Annotated in this window: 11 protein-coding genes; 1 reads left to right on the forward strand and 10 read right to left on the reverse strand. The window is 66.4% G+C overall.

The window, feature by feature from the left end; translation table 11 throughout:
• Positions 1-19: 19 nt before the first annotated feature.
• The gene (locus KK488_RS04290; RefSeq protein WP_214621888.1) at positions 20-2,284 is read right to left on the reverse strand and encodes a glycosyltransferase family 4 protein; all 2,265 of its coding nucleotides are present in this window, start codon (positions 2,282-2,284) and stop codon (positions 20-22) included.
• A gap of 256 nt (positions 2,285-2,540) precedes the next feature.
• Here KK488_RS04290 and KK488_RS04295 point away from each other — a divergent pair, with 256 nt between their 5' ends.
• The gene (locus KK488_RS04295; RefSeq protein ID WP_349356846.1) at positions 2,541-3,380 is read left to right on the forward strand and encodes an amidohydrolase family protein; all 840 of its coding nucleotides are present in this window, start codon (positions 2,541-2,543) and stop codon (positions 3,378-3,380) included.
• A gap of 41 nt (positions 3,381-3,421) precedes the next feature.
• Here the strand turns inward: KK488_RS04295 and KK488_RS04300 are convergent, their stop codons facing one another.
• From KK488_RS04300 to KK488_RS04340, 9 genes are all read right to left on the reverse strand, one after another.
• Positions 3,422-4,069 (reverse strand): O-methyltransferase, encoded by a 648-nt coding sequence (locus KK488_RS04300; RefSeq protein WP_214621889.1) that lies wholly within the window; start codon positions 4,067-4,069, stop codon positions 3,422-3,424.
• A gap of 77 nt (positions 4,070-4,146) precedes the next feature.
• Positions 4,147-4,995 carry an HAD-IIA family hydrolase gene (locus tag KK488_RS04305; protein WP_214621890.1) on the reverse strand — a complete coding sequence of 283 codons (849 nt, stop codon included), beginning with the start codon at positions 4,993-4,995 and terminating at the stop codon, positions 4,147-4,149.
• A 152-nt stretch (positions 4,996-5,147) separates the two neighbouring features.
• Positions 5,148-6,614, reverse strand: coding sequence for a biotin carboxyl carrier protein (locus tag KK488_RS04310; RefSeq protein ID WP_214621891.1), 1,467 nt, complete (start codon positions 6,612-6,614; stop codon positions 5,148-5,150).
• A 2-nt stretch (positions 6,615-6,616) separates the two neighbouring features.
• Positions 6,617-7,969 carry an acetyl-CoA carboxylase biotin carboxylase subunit gene (locus KK488_RS04315; RefSeq protein ID WP_214621892.1) on the reverse strand — a complete coding sequence of 451 codons (1,353 nt, stop codon included), beginning with the start codon at positions 7,967-7,969 and terminating at the stop codon, positions 6,617-6,619.
• Positions 7,970-8,121: 152 nt separating this feature from the next.
• Complete coding sequence (gene accB / locus KK488_RS04320) at positions 8,122-8,598, reverse strand: acetyl-CoA carboxylase biotin carboxyl carrier protein (protein WP_214621893.1); 477 nt, start codon at positions 8,596-8,598, stop codon at positions 8,122-8,124.
• Complete coding sequence (locus KK488_RS04325; protein WP_214621894.1) at positions 8,595-9,644, reverse strand: PEP/pyruvate-binding domain-containing protein; 1,050 nt, start codon at positions 9,642-9,644, stop codon at positions 8,595-8,597. Before KK488_RS04325 ends, accB begins: the two co-directional genes overlap by 4 nt.
• 9 nt (positions 9,645-9,653) lie before the next feature.
• A complete protein-coding gene (locus KK488_RS04330) occupies positions 9,654-11,495 on the reverse strand; it encodes a PEP-utilizing enzyme (protein WP_214621895.1) in 1,842 nt (613 codons plus the stop codon).
• Positions 11,496-11,800: 305 nt separating this feature from the next.
• On the reverse strand, positions 11,801-12,766 hold the full coding sequence (locus KK488_RS04335; protein WP_214621896.1) for an AraC-like ligand-binding domain-containing protein: 966 nt from the start codon (positions 12,764-12,766) through the stop codon (positions 11,801-11,803).
• 73 nt (positions 12,767-12,839) lie between these two features.
• Positions 12,840-14,321, reverse strand: a complete 1,482-nt coding sequence (locus tag KK488_RS04340) for an MFS transporter (RefSeq protein ID WP_214621897.1) — start codon at positions 14,319-14,321, stop codon at positions 12,840-12,842.
• Positions 14,322-14,637: the final 316 nt, after the last annotated feature.

The raw sequence follows: 14,637 nt of genomic DNA on the forward strand, positions 1-14,637 counted from the left end.
CCAGCCGCCTTTCGCGACGTTATTGCACCACCATGAGCTGCGGCGTCTCGTCGAGCGTGCCGGTGAACTGGGCCATGGCCTGCCGCGCCGCCTGCAGGGCCAGGATGGATTCAGCGCCAAGATTGAGATTGACGCCCTGCGGCGTCAGCCCATCGAAACAGAGTGTGCCGTCTTCGCAAGTAAGCGGCAGCTGCAGGTCGTTCTCGCCGGAAAACCAGGTGAACGCTCTGTGCGCCGCCTCGATCCACCGAGCGTCGCCGTCTGCCGCATGCGCCGCCGCGCAGGCGTCGATCGTCGCCTCGGCCTCCAGCGGCTGCTGGTCGAACGGCTCGGGCTCGGCATAGGCCCGGCCGAAGCTGTCAGACCCTACCGGTCGGAAATGGCCGGCGGGCGCGCGCTGCTTGTCGAGTAACCAGGCCAGGGTCGAGAGCCCGACCGAGGTGGCGACCTTATCTCCCAGCACACGGCCAGCCGCGATCATCGCCTGCGGCAGACGCGCATTGTCATAGGCCAGCACGATCTCGAACCAGGCCCAGCCAGGCCGCTGCGCTTGGGCGAGCAGGATGCTGAACTGTGCTGCTGAGCTGGTCAACAGTTCGCGGCAGCGCTGGTGACCCGGCTCCACTTCGAGCACCGCCGCCATGCCGAGCATCGAGAAAGCGATCGCGCGCGGCGACGTCATCTCGTCGACCAGGGGAAGGGCCTTGTTGAAGAGGCCATTAGCCCAGCGCCGCAGCGCCGGCTGCGACGCGGATCGCATGACGCAGCCGAGCGCCCAGAGCGTACGGCCATTGCTGTCCTCCGAGCCTTCCGTCTCCAGCCAGCACCGGTCGTAACCCATGAAATTGCGGAACCGACCGGTCTCCTCGTTCCACGCATGCTCGACGAAGGCGGCGTAGATACGCGCCAGACGCTGCCGCTCAACGGGATCGCCGGCGCGCGTCTCGCAGATCAGTCGCAGCGCGCGGGCATTGTCGTCGATGCAATAGCCATGGCGCCGGTCCGGCACGCCATGGATGCTGTGCTGAGTGATGCCGACATCGTCGGTCATCGCGGCGATGCCGGCGAGCTGCACCTGCTGCTCGGCGCGGGGCGGCCGACGATCCTTGATGGTAACCGGCATGTTCGATTTTGCTTCGGAGATCAGATCCATCACTGCCCTCGCATTCTCGTCCCAAATCGTCGATCGCGCACTGTCCCAGACGGCGCGCGACAGCGCTTCCAGCCGGGCCGGATCGCGCAGATGATCATGCAAAGCCTCGGAAATGGCGTCGGCATCGCCGAAGGGAACCAATGTCCCCACACCATTGGCGAGCGCTTCCTCCGCATGGATATAGGGTGTTGAAACAACAGGCTTCCCCATCGCCAGAGCATAAGCGAGCGTCCCGGAGGTCACCTGCTCGCGCCCGAGATAGGGCGTGAGATAGATGTCGGTCGCCTGCAAATAGTCGAGCAGTTCTTCATTCCCGAGGAAGCGATCGACGAAGACAACGTGATCAGCGACGCCGAGCGTCCGCGCCAGCGTCGTCAAGGTCTCGCGATAATGCTCGCCCTCGGCACGAACAAGCGCGGGATGCGTCGCGCCGACGATGTAATAGTGAAGGGCGGGATGATCTTGCACAACCTCCGGCAAGGCGCGGATGGCGATCTCGATGCCCTTGCCGGGCGAGAGCAGGCCGAAGGTCAGCACAGTCGGCCCGGCGCCCAGGCCCAGCTTCTCCTTGAAGGGCAAGGTGGGCGAGAAGGGCCGGTCTGGAGCACCATGGGGAATGATCCGGATGCGCGCCGGGTCCGCGTCATAAACTGTTTCGAGCAACCGTGCGGCTTCCTGCGCCATGACGATCAGCCCGTCGGCCGCCTTGATCAGCGCGCGCATGACGCGGTACTGCTCGGCGTCCGGTCGGGCCAGAACGGTGTGCAGGGTCACCACCACGGGAATGCTCAGATGGCGCAGCAGGGTGAGGAGATGATCGCCCGCCGGCCCCCCAAAAATCCCGAACTCGTGATGGATCCAGACAAGCTCTGCGCCAGATCGCTCCATGGCAGAGGCGGCGCGAATATAGGCCGGGATGTCTCCCTCGCCGATCGTCATCTTGACGCCCGGTCCGTATATCGCCCCATGGCCGTCATCCATTGCATAATGATCGACGACGAGCTCCGGAAAGGTCGCACGCAGGGCCTCGACGCTGTGGCTGGTGTATGTGGCGAGTCCGCATTGACGGGGGAGGGCATTGCCGAGCACGGCGATGTGGGAAACTGGCTGACCGAACGACTTGTAGAACATTCCGATTTTTCCCAGACCGTGCGTCCCTGATTGAGACATGTTGCACTGCGGGATACGTCTGAGCCGGCCTTCTGGTTCCGGGCCGCCAGGCCCCATTCGTCGCAAGCTGTGAAAAACGCGACGGGCGCCTTTTCGGCCACCCAAACCTGGTCGAGCTGTCAAGCGATCCTGCCCGTCTGTGCAAGTGAGTTTCTGCCGGTTGGTTCAGAGACGGCTCGATCGAACGGAGGCGCGATTGAGCGAGACGAGGTCCAGCGTGAGACTCGGGACGGACGCGCCGATCGTCGACTGTCACGCGCATATTTTCGTGAGGGATATGCCGGTCAGCCGCGACGCCTGGATGCAGGTCGACTATGGATTTTCGGCCGAGGAACTGCTGGCGATGCTGGATGCGCACGGCGTCCATTTCGGCGTCATCTCCGGCATCAGCATTTCCGGCTTCTACAATGATTATATGATCCGGTCGCTGCGCCGCTATCGGCGGTTGCGCGGCACCGCGATCGTCGCGCCGGACACCGGCTTCCACGCGCTCGAGCAGATGGCAGCCGAAGGTATCGTCGGCGTGCGGCTCCAGCTTGCCCGCGCCGAACAATTGCCGGATCTGCGCAGCGATGCCTATCGCCTGCTGTTCCGGCGCGTCCGGGACCTTGGCTGGCATGTTCACGTCGCCATCGAGGGACCGGTCCTGCGCGGAGTGCTTGAACCTTTGCTGGAGGCGGAGGTCAACACCGTCATCGATCATATGGGCCATCCCGATCCGGCCGATCCGCTCGGCTGCGACGGGTTCGGGGCGATGCTGGCGGCGGTCGACACTGGCCGCGTCTGGGTCAAGCTTTCCGGCGGCTTTCGCCTGCTCGGCACGGACACGTGGCGTGAACCGCAGGGTGATCTCGACAGCATCGCCGCGCTCGTCGCGCAGGAACTGCTCGCGCGGGTGGGCCCGGACCGGCTGCTCTGGGGCAGCGATGCGCCGTTCGTGGGTTATGAGGGCCGCGTCAGTTACAGCCGGGTGCTGGAAAGCTTCTGCGCCTGGGTGCCCGATCCGGCCATCCGTGCGGAGATGTCACGGACAGCATTGAAGCTCTATTTTCCGTAAGACTCCGCCTTAACGGCCTTTTTTTGGTGACGCGGGGTGCCCTAGAGCTTCCCGTTCCCGGCGCTCCATTTGACCGTCAACTCGATCCCCTGGCCGATCGGCAGCAAGACTGTCTGCAGGTCCGGCTTGGCCTTCACCGCCGCACGATAGAGCCGCACGCTGTCGCGCGCCGAGGCGGGGTCGATCATATTGTCTGCCGCGATGATCGCCTCCTCCGAGAGCTTGGGATAGAAAGCCTCGAAGCAGGGCAGATAGACTTCCTTCCAGATGTCCAGCAGCACGAGATCGAACGGGTCTTCGTCGGCCTCGATCATCGCCACGGCCTCGCCCTGGCGGAACTCGACGACGTCGACCAGGCCCGCGGCGGCCAGCTTCTCGCGCGCATAGGCCTGCTTATAGTCGGCCAGCTCCATGGTGATGACCTTGGCGCCGACCTTCCTGGCGGCATCGGCGAGGAACACGGTCGAATAGCCGTAGCTGGTGCCGAGCTCCAGGATCCGCCTCGGACGATGCGCCAGCACCAGCGCGTGCAGGAAGGCGCCGACTTCGGGGCCGACCGGCAGCAGCAGATCGTCTCGCGAGACGGTTCCGGTGCCGGACATCATGGTGTTGAAAAGGCTCCGCTCCTGCGCGTTGCGGGCCTGATACTCCTCGAAAAGAGCGGTGATTTTAGGATCGTCGAAGATCATGGAGCGGCCTCTCCGGCTTGTGAGTCCCGCCATCCTACATGGATCATCGGTCGCGCAGAAGCACCCTTGCGTTCGGCTTAGCCCAGCAGCCCAAGCTCCCGGATTTCATCCAACCCGCTGATCACGCGATGCGGCCGGCGCTCGGGCGCCTGCGCGGCCCACTCGGCGGCGGAGGTCGTGCCTGTCGTCACACCGATGCCCATCGCGCCGCCGGCCCGCGCCATCTCGGTCTCGACCTTGGGATCGTCACCAATCACGACGACATCCTCGACGGGGACGTCAAGCTTGGCGGAGACGAAATGCATGGCGTGAAGCGAGGGCTTGCCGGTCACTTCCGGCTCGCGCCCGGTGACGCGGGCGATCGCGCCGCCGATCGCGCAGCTATAGCCGAAGGCGCGCCCGGCCTGCGACGCGAAGAAGGGCACGTCCGATGCGGAAAACAGCGCGGCCCCGCCCAGCACCGCTTCGCAGGCGGCGTGGATGTCCGGCATGCCGCAGTCTGGATGCCAGGCGACATAGACGGCGTCGGCCTTCTCGGCGCCGTCCTCGCCGGGGCGGACTGTGGCAATGCCCTCGCCGGTCAATGCATCGACCACGCCCTGCGTGCCGAGCACCAGCACGCGCTCGAACCCGCGCGCGCGAAAGACGTGGCCCGCGACGCTGTTTGGCGTGAAGAGATGCGTGTCGGCGATCGGCAGGCCGAGCGCGCGAAGGCGCGGCGCCTGCTGTGCGGCGGGATAGGCGCTGCCGTTGGTGAGGGCGAGGAAGGGGATGTCGCGATCCCGCAGCTCGGTCAGCAGCTCGATCGCGCCGGGCAGCAGCTGATAGCCGCCGAGCGCCTTGTCGCTGAGGATCAACGTGCCGTCGAGATCGAACATGAAGCCCCTGGCAGGGCGGAGGGCTTCGGTGAAGAGGGCGGCGGTCATCTCTATTCGTCCTTCCAAAAATCTAGCCCCTCCCCTTCAGGGGAGGGGTTGGGGTGGGGTAGGGCGGTGCGTTGCCGGACGGCCTTGCGAGCGATGCTCCGCATCGCCACCCACCCCTTCCCCTCCCTTGAAAGGGAGGGGCTTATTCAGGCTCAGCCGTAGCTCTCCAGCTCCAGCCTGAATCCCGGCTTCTCGACCAGGATCCGGCCCATGTCGGCGCGCGCAATGAGCTTGCGGATGAGCTCCATGGCCGGGCGCAGGGTCGGGTCATAGTGACGCGGCGCCGGGCCGGCCGCCTGCATGGCATCGACCTGGCCCGCCGGCATCGTCGCGCGCAGCAGGAATTCCTCGTCCGAAAGTCCGGTGCCGATCCGCTTGCGCAGGTCGGACAGCTCCGCCGGGCCGGGCTCGGCAGCCAGTTCCTTCGTCCGTGGCAGGGCCATGATCCTGTCCAGCACATCGGGCGCGATCGGCTGGTTGGGCCGCCCGAACTTGCCGAGCGCATAACGGATCACCTCGTCCGGGATCACGCTGTAGCGCTCGCTCGCGGTCACGTTCATCACCGCCTGCGTCATCACCATCTGGGCGAAGGGTGTCATCACGATCGGCCAGCCCAGCTCCTCGCGCACCCGGCCGAGCTCCTCGACCACCGCGCCTTCCAGATGCGGCACGCGATGATCGGCGAGGTGCCGCCGCATCGTGCCGACCATGCCGCCGGGCAGCTGGTGATGGAGATAGGCGGCGTCGAACGCCATGGGATGCCCGGAGGCGAGTCCTTCCGCTTCCGCCATCTGCGTGAAATAGCGGCCGACTTCCGCCATGGCCGCATCATCGATGTCGACGGTGTGGCCGAGCTCGCGCAGGTTCGCGACGACCCGCTCGATCGGCGGGTTGGAGGTGCCGTCCGCCGCCGCGCCGCTCGCGCATTGCATGGCCGAGACGCCCAGATCGGCCGCCTCGTAATAGCTCTGTTCGCCCAGCCCGATCGTGCAATGGGCATGCAGCTCCAGCGGCTTGTCGCCGATCACCGCAAGGATGGCGGGAATCAATGTCTGCGCACGCTTTGAGTCCAGCAGCCCGCCCGGATCCTTGATGTAGAGCGCATCGATGTCCGGACTTTGCGCCATCTTGCGCGCCGCATCCGCATAATGCGCATCGTCGTGGATCGGGCTCAAGGTGAAGACCAGCGCGCCCACCACATAGGCGCTGCCACCCGCCTTGATCATCCGCGCCACCTCGACATTGGCGTCCGCGTCATTGTTGGGGTCGGCCAGCGCGAAGCGGCCGATGCCGTTCTTCATCAGCGTGCGGAACGCCAGCGCCATGAAATCAGGCGACGCCGTCTCCCAGGCGATGAAGCGGAAGCCGGTCGAGAGGAATTGCAGCGGCGTGGTCGGACAGGCCGCCGCCATCAGCCGGATGCGCTCCCACGGGTCCTGCTGCTTGTAGCGGACCGCCACGCCCATATGGGTGGAGGTGGTGAAGTCGATCGCCTTGTAGCCGACCCGCTCCATCACTGGCGCGATGGTGAGCGTGCGCGCGGTGTCGACGCCCAGCGCCGCCCACAGGCACTGATTGCCGTCGCGTAGCGAGGTTTCGACGATCTGGATATTGGCCATGTCTATACTTCTGCCTGTGCCGCCTTGCGGGCGAGGAAACCGGTGTCGACGCCGCCCGCCGCGAAATCGGGATCGGCGAGACTCTCTGCCTGAAAGGCGATGTTCGTCGAGACGCCTTCGATCCGGGTTTCACGCAGCGCGGCCCTGAGGCGATCGAGCGCGGTCGCGCGGTCGGGGCCATGCGCGATGATCTTGGCGACCATCGAGTCATAATAAGGCGGGATCTTCGCGCCCGCGACGATATGCGTGTCGACGCGGATGCCCTCGCCGGTGGGCCAGTGCGCGGCGCTCACGGTGCCGGGCGAGGGCATGAAGTCGCGGGCCGGGTCTTCGGCATTGACGCGTATCTCGATCGCGGCGCCGTCGATGCGGATATCCTCCTGCGCGAACCGCAGGCCCTCGCCATTGGCGATCGCGATCTGCTCGGCGACGAGATCGACGCCCGTCACCATCTCGGTCACGGGATGCTCGACCTGGATGCGGGCGTTCATCTCCAGGAAGTAGAACTGGCGCCGCGCGACGTCGTAGAGAAACTCGACCGTGCCCGCCCCGCGATAGTCCAGCCGCGCGGCGAAGCGCACCGCTGCCTCATGCATCGCCGCGCGAATGTCCTCGGGCAGGTTCGGCGCCGGCGTCTCTTCGATCAGCTTCTGGTAGCGCCGCTGCACCGAGCAGTCGCGCTCGCCCAGATGGACGACCTTGCCCGCGCCGTCGCCGAGCACCTGCACCTCGACATGCCGTCCCTGCGCGACATAGCGCTCCAGATAGACGCGCGCATCGCCGAACGCCGCGCCAGCCTCCGCCGAGGCGATGTCCATCGTCGCGGCCAGATCCTCCAGCCGCTCGACCAGCTTCATGCCGCGCCCGCCGCCGCCGCCGACCGCCTTGACCAGGATCGGCGCGCCGATCTCCGCCGCGAGCGCCTGCGCCTCGGACATGCTGCCGACCGGCCCGCCGGGCACCACCGGCACATCGGCCGCGATCGCCTCGGTCCGCGCGCGCAGCTTGTCGCCGACCGCCTCGATCTGCCGCGCGGTCGGGCCGATGAAGATGACGCCCTCATCCTCGCATAGCTGCGCCAGCGCGGCGCGCTCGGAGAGGAAGCCATAGCCCGGATGGATCGCATCGCAGCCCGATCCCAAAGCCGCCTGCACGATCGTCTCGACGCGCAGATAGCTCTCGCTCGGCCGCGCCGGGCCGATGCACAGCGCCCGGTCGGCCATTTGCGCGCCGAGCGATCCGCGATCCGCCTCGGACACCGCCAGCACCGTCTCGATGCCCAGCCGCTGCGCCGTGCGGATGATGCGCACGGCGATCTCGCCGCGATTGGCGATGAGGATGCGGCGGATAGTCACTTAACGCCCCTCCTCTTCAGAGGAGGGGTAGGGGGTGGTGGCGATGCGCAGCATCGCTCGCGACGCGATCATTCGGATCGTCCAGCAACACCCCAACCCCTCCTCTGAAGAGGAGGGGCCAAGGTTGTCGTCCCTTCGCATTCTCGTGATGTTCACGCCGGCCGCACCAGCAGCAGCACTTCGCCATGCTCGACCAGCTCGCCATTGGCGCCGATGATCTCGACCACCTCGCCCGCCACGCCGGCATGCACCGAGTTCATCAGCTTCATCACCTCGACGATGCCGATCACCGTCTCGGCATCGACCTTCGAGCCGACCTCGACGAACGGCGGTTCGCCCGGCTTGGGCGCGCGATAATAAATGCCGAGCAGGGGGGACTTGACCTCGACGAGGCCGGCCTCGCTGCTCTGGCGCGCCTTGGCGGCGGGTGGCGGCGCGGCTGCGGCAACGGGTGCGGCCGATGTTGCCGGCGCGGCCGCAGCGCGGGCGGGGCGGGCGGCGCGCGGCGCACCGCCGCCACCACGCTCCAGCTCGAGCTTGAGCCCGTCGACCTCGAGGCTGAGCCGATCGAAGGACGAGCCTTCGAGCAGCTTCATGATCTCATCGACATCCTTGGCGGTGAGACTCATTGGCGCCCTCCGAAAATCGTCATCACATGTTTGAGCGGGTCATCGATCACCGGCGCGACCGGAGCGGCCGCCTTGGCCGACCAGACAGTCTCGGGCCGGCTCTGCAGCAGCAGCAGCTTGCCCTCCTGATCGATCGCCCATTCGATATCCTGCGGCCGGCCATAATGGCGCTCGATCTTGCGGCCAACAGTGCGCAGCGCCTGCAACTCGTCATCGCTCAGCGAGGGCTGGGTGCGCATGTCGCCGCTGAGTTCTTCGTCGACGATGCCGCCGCCGGGCGCGGGCACCTGGCGGATATGCTTCTCGCTGATGTCGCGCACCGAAATCTCGCCGGTGATCTTGCCCATCACCCAGCGGTCCGGCGTCACTTCGCCCGAGACGACCGCCGAGCCGAGACCCCAGGCGCCCTCGATCGTGATGACGGACTTGTCGCCGGTGGTCGGCGAGCGGGTGAACATGACGCCGGCTGTGCGCGCATCGACCATCTTCTGGACGACCACCGCCATGGCGACGCCATCCTCGGGCAGGCCATGCTTGCGGCGATAGGTGATGGACTCGACCGAATAGAGGCTGCCCCAGCATTCGCGCACGCGGGCGACCGTGTCCTGCGCATCGAGCACCCACAGGAAGGTGTCCTGCAGACCCGCGAAGCTCGCATCCTCGGCATCCTCAGTCGTCGCGGACGAGCGCACCGCGACAGGAACCGCCATGTCCGCCCCGGTCAGCGCCAGGTGCGCATCGAGGATGGCGCGCTCCACCTGCTGCGGCAGCGGCTCTTCCACGACGCGCTGGCGCAAGGTCTTCGACACCGCCGTCACCGCATCGAGATCAGTCTCGTCCAGCGGCTCGATCAGCGCGCGCACCGGCGATCGCTCCTCCAGCGCCTTCAGGAACAGCTCGAAGGCGGCCGTCGTCACCACGAAGCCGGGCGGCACGTCGATCCCGGCATAAGTGAGCTCGCCCAGGCTCGCGCCCTTGCCGCCCACGGTGGGGCGATCGGTGATTCGAAGGTCAGCGAACCAGCTGACCGCTGCGTTGTCCGTCACGGCTGTTCCTCAGGCGTCTTCGAGCACAGGCTCGTCTTCGAGAATGGTCACGATACCGCGCCCGCCATCGACGCGGATGCGCTGGCCGTCCTTGATCCGCTGCGTGGCGGAGCCGGTGCCGACGACCGCGGGCAGGCCATATTCGCGCGCGACGATGGCCATGTGGCTCATCGATCCGCCAATGTCGGAGACGGCCGCGACGATCTTCTGGAAGATCGGCGCCCAGGTCGGGTTGGTGACCTGGCAGACGAGAATGTCGCCCTGTTTGAGCCGGCTGATCTCCTCCACCGACCGGACGACGCGGGCCGGCCCCTCGACCACGCCCTGGCAGGCGGCGAAGCCCTTCAGTTCGTTGCTCGGTGCGTCTTCGTCGACCGACAGCCAGGCGTCGAGACTCTCGCGGGTGATGCCCCAGAGCATGACGATCGCGGGATCGTCGATCGCGTCAGGCACCTGGCCGAGCGCCGGGGGTGTCCCATGCTTGCCCCATTCGGCAATGGCCGCCTTGCGCTGCGCGACGATCGCCGGCCAGTGGTCCGGCCCGCGCGGTGGTGAGCCGATGCCCCAGCTCAGCATCAGGTCCACGATCGCGCTCTCCAGCTCATATTGGGTGAGGTGGAACACGTCCTCCTCCTTTGCCCAGAAGCCGTTGTCGCGTAGCAGCGCGCCAAACTCGCGGATCTTGTTGAAGAACAGGTTCGTGTACCAATGTTCGCAGTAGAATTTATGCCCCTCCACATAGGGGAAGACGCGGTGGGCGAGCCCGATGAGCTGGTCGTAGGTCGCGCGGTCCTCGTCCGTATCGAGCAGCTCGCGATAGTCTGCGACGAGCTGCTCGCGCTCCTCGATGAGCTGGCCGGTCGGCCGCTCGATGTTGGTGCCGGCCTTGATCTTGTCGATATAGCCGGGCAGCGCCGCGAAGGGCAGCGAAAGGTCGTCGTTCCACGAGCGGTGATAATGGTAGAAGCCGTCGCCCGAGGAGACGTTGAACCACGGGTTGCGGCTCGTCTCCAGTTCGCCCAGCCACTCCTTGCCGGCATTGCCGACCTTGTCGAGATCGGCGAGCACCTGCTCGATGCTCATGCCATCGGTGAAATGCGCGTCGACACCCAGCTCCACCGCGCGGCGGGCGAGGCGCTTCACTTCCTCGTCGGGCCGGAAAATCTCGGCCTCCATGCCGGCGACCATGCGGCTGATCGCCTGGTCGCTGATCTCGGGGAAGGCCTTCTTGCAGAAGTCGAAGAAGGTCATGTAGGCGCCATAGCCGAGCAGCAGGAATTCGAAGTGATGGTGCCACATGCGGTGGTACCCCTCGATCTGCTTCTGATAGATGTCGAGGAGGGCATGGTTGGCGGCGACACCCTTGCCGGTGTGCGTCGTCTCGAGCGGCTCATATTTCGGGAGCGAGGGCGTGGGCAGCGCCTGCGCGTCCGCGATCAGCGCCTTCATCTTCACTTTCCAGGCGTCGTACAGCTCTTCCCAATGCTCGTAATAATAGAAGGCGCGCTGCTGGAACTCGCCGACACGCTCCTGGATCTCGTCGGAATCGGTCACCGCGACGCCGCCGATATAGACGCGGCCGTTGATGATGCGGTGGTCGATGCCCTTTGCGGTCGGCAGCACATGCACGCGCGTGTTGAACGCGCCGAGCGCGACATAGGCCGCCTCGGCCGTGATCATGTCGAAATGATGCATCGGCTCGGGGAAGTGCATGCTGTTGTAGAACCAGAAGCGCTCGTCGTCGCCCGGCTGGAACTGTGTGTAATAAGGGAAGGCGGCCTGGGCGGCCTCGGTGCCCGGCACGACTTTCAGCGAGCTTGGCAGCGGGAAGCCCTTGATCGGTTCGCTCACGTCATATCCTCTCGTCTCGTGCATCCCGGCGTTGGGCGTTCTTGGTGCGTCGATGCCGCCGACATGCTGAAATAATGCTCGCGGACAGACTCGGGGTGAGCCTGTAGCGATCGGTGCCAGACTAGAGAGTTGATCCGCTCAGCCAAAGGATTTGCGCGCAGGGCCGTCAGGACAAATGCGCAGCGTTTTCCTCGTCACCCCAGCGAAAGCTGGGGTCTCATGAGCGAGAGCGCTTCCTTATCGCACAAGACCCCAGCTTTCGCTGGGGTGACGGAAAGGAGTGCAGGTGACGAGACAGGCGCAGCTCAGCGCCCCGCTCCCCCCATTCGCCACACGCTCGGCGTCACGCCGAACCGCTTGCGGAACAGCCGTGCGAAATAGCCGGGGTCGAGGAAACCACAGCGCCAGGCGACATCGCCCAGCGTCAGGCCCGCCGCGCGCGGATCGGTCAGCAGGTCGCTGGCCCGGTCCAGCCGCGTTGCATTGAGCTCCTGCACGAAGCTGGTACCGGACCCCGCCAGCAGCGCTTGCAGATAGCGCCGCGAAATGCCCAGATCGCCCGCGATCCGCTCGGGCGTCAGGTCCGGGTCGGCATAATCGGTCTCGATCCGCCGCAATATCTGGCGGGCGAGCTGGCCGCGGTGCCGGCTCGGCGGCGCTTCGTGGAAGCCGGTCGCCAGTGTCAGCAGCGCCCCGACCTGCTCGGCGATCAGCGGGCGGGGCAGGGGACTCTCGTCGAGGCCCGTCACCATCGTTTCGATCAGGCTGCCGAGCGGCGCGCCCCAGCCGCTGTTGGCCGAGATCGGCCGGGCGAGCAGCGCGTCGGGATCGGGCAGATATTTCTCCAGCCAGCCCTGCGGCATCATGAGGTCGATCGCCTCGTGCGCCGTGTCCATCTCCATCTGGTAGAAGCGCGTATTGTCGAGCAGCACGAACTGGCCCGGCTCGACGGTGAAGCGCTTGCCGGCCATCCGCGTCTTGAGCGCGCCGCGCCGGGCATAGACGAGCTGGATCGAGGGCGCCGCTCGTCCCGCGCTGCCATCCGTGCCGGTATGCACGACGCGCTGGGCGGGCGCATGGAGCTGCAGCAGGCGGAGCTGACCGACGCCATGGCTGGTCCATTGCGCCGCGAACTGATCGGTGTCGTAAACCGTGACGTCGATCGGCGCGATCGTGTTGGCCGCCCAGTCGCGCCACTGGCTGATCGCCTCGCCGCGCGCCAGACCGCTGGAGGACCAGCTATGATCGTCGTTGGTGGGCTGGGCGGACATGGGGCAAATCTATGCCAAGAGCCGGGAAGTGGCAAGGAACGTCTCGGCCCCCTCCCGCTTGCGGGAGGGGGGATTAGACGACCTCGCTCTCCTCCCGCATCTCCTTCAGCCCCCGCTGTACGCGGCCCGTCACTTCCGCGCCCGCATCCTTCGAGAGCCGCAGGAACAGGGGCGTCGCGCAGGCCGCGCTGCAGGCGAGGATCAGCACGGTGATGCGGAAGGCTGCCATGGTCGGCACGTCTGCACCGCCCGACAGGAGGCCGAGCAGGGCCGCCACGCCCGAAATCGCGAAGGCCTGCGTCAACGACTGGACGAGATTGCCGAGCACGGTCGCGCCGCCCACCTCACTGTGCGGCATGTCGGCGAAGCGCAGCGCCATCATGCCCGTCATGTGCACCGAGCGCGCCATGCCGACGGCGAACATGATCGCGAAGAGGATCGGGAAGGGGAGCCGGCTGGTCAGCATCGCGCAGACCAGGATCGAGGCCGCGATCATCAGGGAACCGCTGACCAGCACCTTGCGGAAGCCGAAATGGCGCAGCGTCCGCGGCGCGATGCTCTTGAGCACCACGTCGCCGGCATTCTGCGCCAGCAGCAGCAGGCCGGAATGGAAGGGGCTGAGACCGAACCCGATCTGGAACATGAGCGGCAAGGTGAAGCCAAGGCCCATGAAGGCGATGCGGGTCAGCGTACCGGCGCCGATCGTCGAGATGAAGAAGCTCTGGTAGCGTAAAGGCGTCAGCGGCACGATCGGGTGCCGCGCGCTGCGCGCGTGCCTGAGCGCAAAAGTGCCCAGGATCGCCGCCGCGATCAACAGCAGCACGCCGATCTCGCGTCCTTCTCCCTTGTGGCTTACCCGGTCGAGCCCCGCGATCAGCGCGCACAGGAAGCTCGCGGTCAGGCCAAAGCCGGGCCAGTCGAACGGCGTGCGCTCGGTCGCGGCGATATCGGGAATGAACCGGGCGGCGGCAACCAGCCCGATCGCGCCGATCGGCAGATTGATGAAGAAGACCCACGGCCAGTCGAGATAGGTGGTGATGAACCCGCCCAGCGGCGGTCCGATCACCGGCGCGAGCAGCGCCGGCGTCGAGCTGATCGCCATCGCCGTCACCAGATAGCGCTTGGGCGTGATGGTGAGCAGGACGATGTTGCCGACCGGCACCATCAGCGTGCCGAACGCTGCCTGACAGACCCGCATCAGCAGGAACATCGGCAGGCTGCCGGCGAGGCCGCAGCCGACCGACGACAGCGTGAAGCCCAGCATTGCGACGGTGAACACGCGCCGCGATCCCAGCCGCTGGCCAATCCAGCTGCTCACCGGCAGCAAGGCGGCGGAGACGAGGATGTAGATCGTGATGGTGGTGCTGAGCGAGGTCGGCGCCACGCCGAAATCACGCGCCATGCGGGGCAGGGCGGTCACCAGCACCGTGCTGTCGATGCCGACCATGAACATGCTCGCCGCCAGCACGATCGCGGTCACGCGCGCGCGGCGCAGCGCCGGGTCGGACATATCGTCCTGTGCGGCTCCCGCCTGTTCATTAGCTTGCGAAGTCATGCTCCGAGCAGCCATGGCAGTGCGCGCCGCGTTCGCCAAGGCCGGATTTCGACTCCTCGGCTAATTCCTCCCCGGTACGGGGAGGGGGACCGTCCGGCAAAGCCGGATGGTGGAGGGGGCCCCGCAACAGAGCGACGCCGATTGACGGGCGGAGTCGTCCCAAGGCCCCCTCCGTCAGCCTCACGGCAGCCACCTCCCCGTTCCGGGGAGGATCAAGAATGGCCTCCGGTCGTCAAGCCCGATTCCTAGTTTCGGACATTGTCATCAATTGCCTTGCGGTAGGTCTATTTTGCCTGCCATGATGACCCCATCAGGA

It is taken from the genome of Sphingobium nicotianae (genome assembly GCF_018603885.1).
GTDB classification, from domain to species: domain Bacteria; phylum Pseudomonadota; class Alphaproteobacteria; order Sphingomonadales; family Sphingomonadaceae; genus Sphingobium; species Sphingobium nicotianae.

Coding starts and splice junctions, on each gene's coding strand:
- KK488_RS04300 (WP_214621889.1), bottom strand. CDS start 4,069: ATGATCTTCGACGATCCTAAAATCACCGCTCTTTTCGAGGAGTATCAG.
- KK488_RS04310 (WP_214621891.1), bottom strand. CDS start 6,614: ATGGCCAATATCCAGATCGTCGAAACCTCGCTACGCGACGGCAATCAG.
- KK488_RS04340 (WP_214621897.1), bottom strand. CDS start 14,321: ATGACTTCGCAAGCTAATGAACAGGCGGGAGCCGCACAGGACGATATG.
- KK488_RS04290 (WP_214621888.1), bottom strand. CDS start 2,284: ATGTTCTACAAGTCGTTCGGTCAGCCAGTTTCCCACATCGCCGTGCTC.
- KK488_RS04335 (WP_214621896.1), bottom strand. CDS start 12,766: ATGTCCGCCCAGCCCACCAACGACGATCATAGCTGGTCCTCCAGCGGT.
- accB (WP_214621893.1), bottom strand. CDS start 8,598: ATGAGTCTCACCGCCAAGGATGTCGATGAGATCATGAAGCTGCTCGAA.
- KK488_RS04305 (WP_214621890.1), bottom strand. CDS start 4,995: ATGACCGCCGCCCTCTTCACCGAAGCCCTCCGCCCTGCCAGGGGCTTC.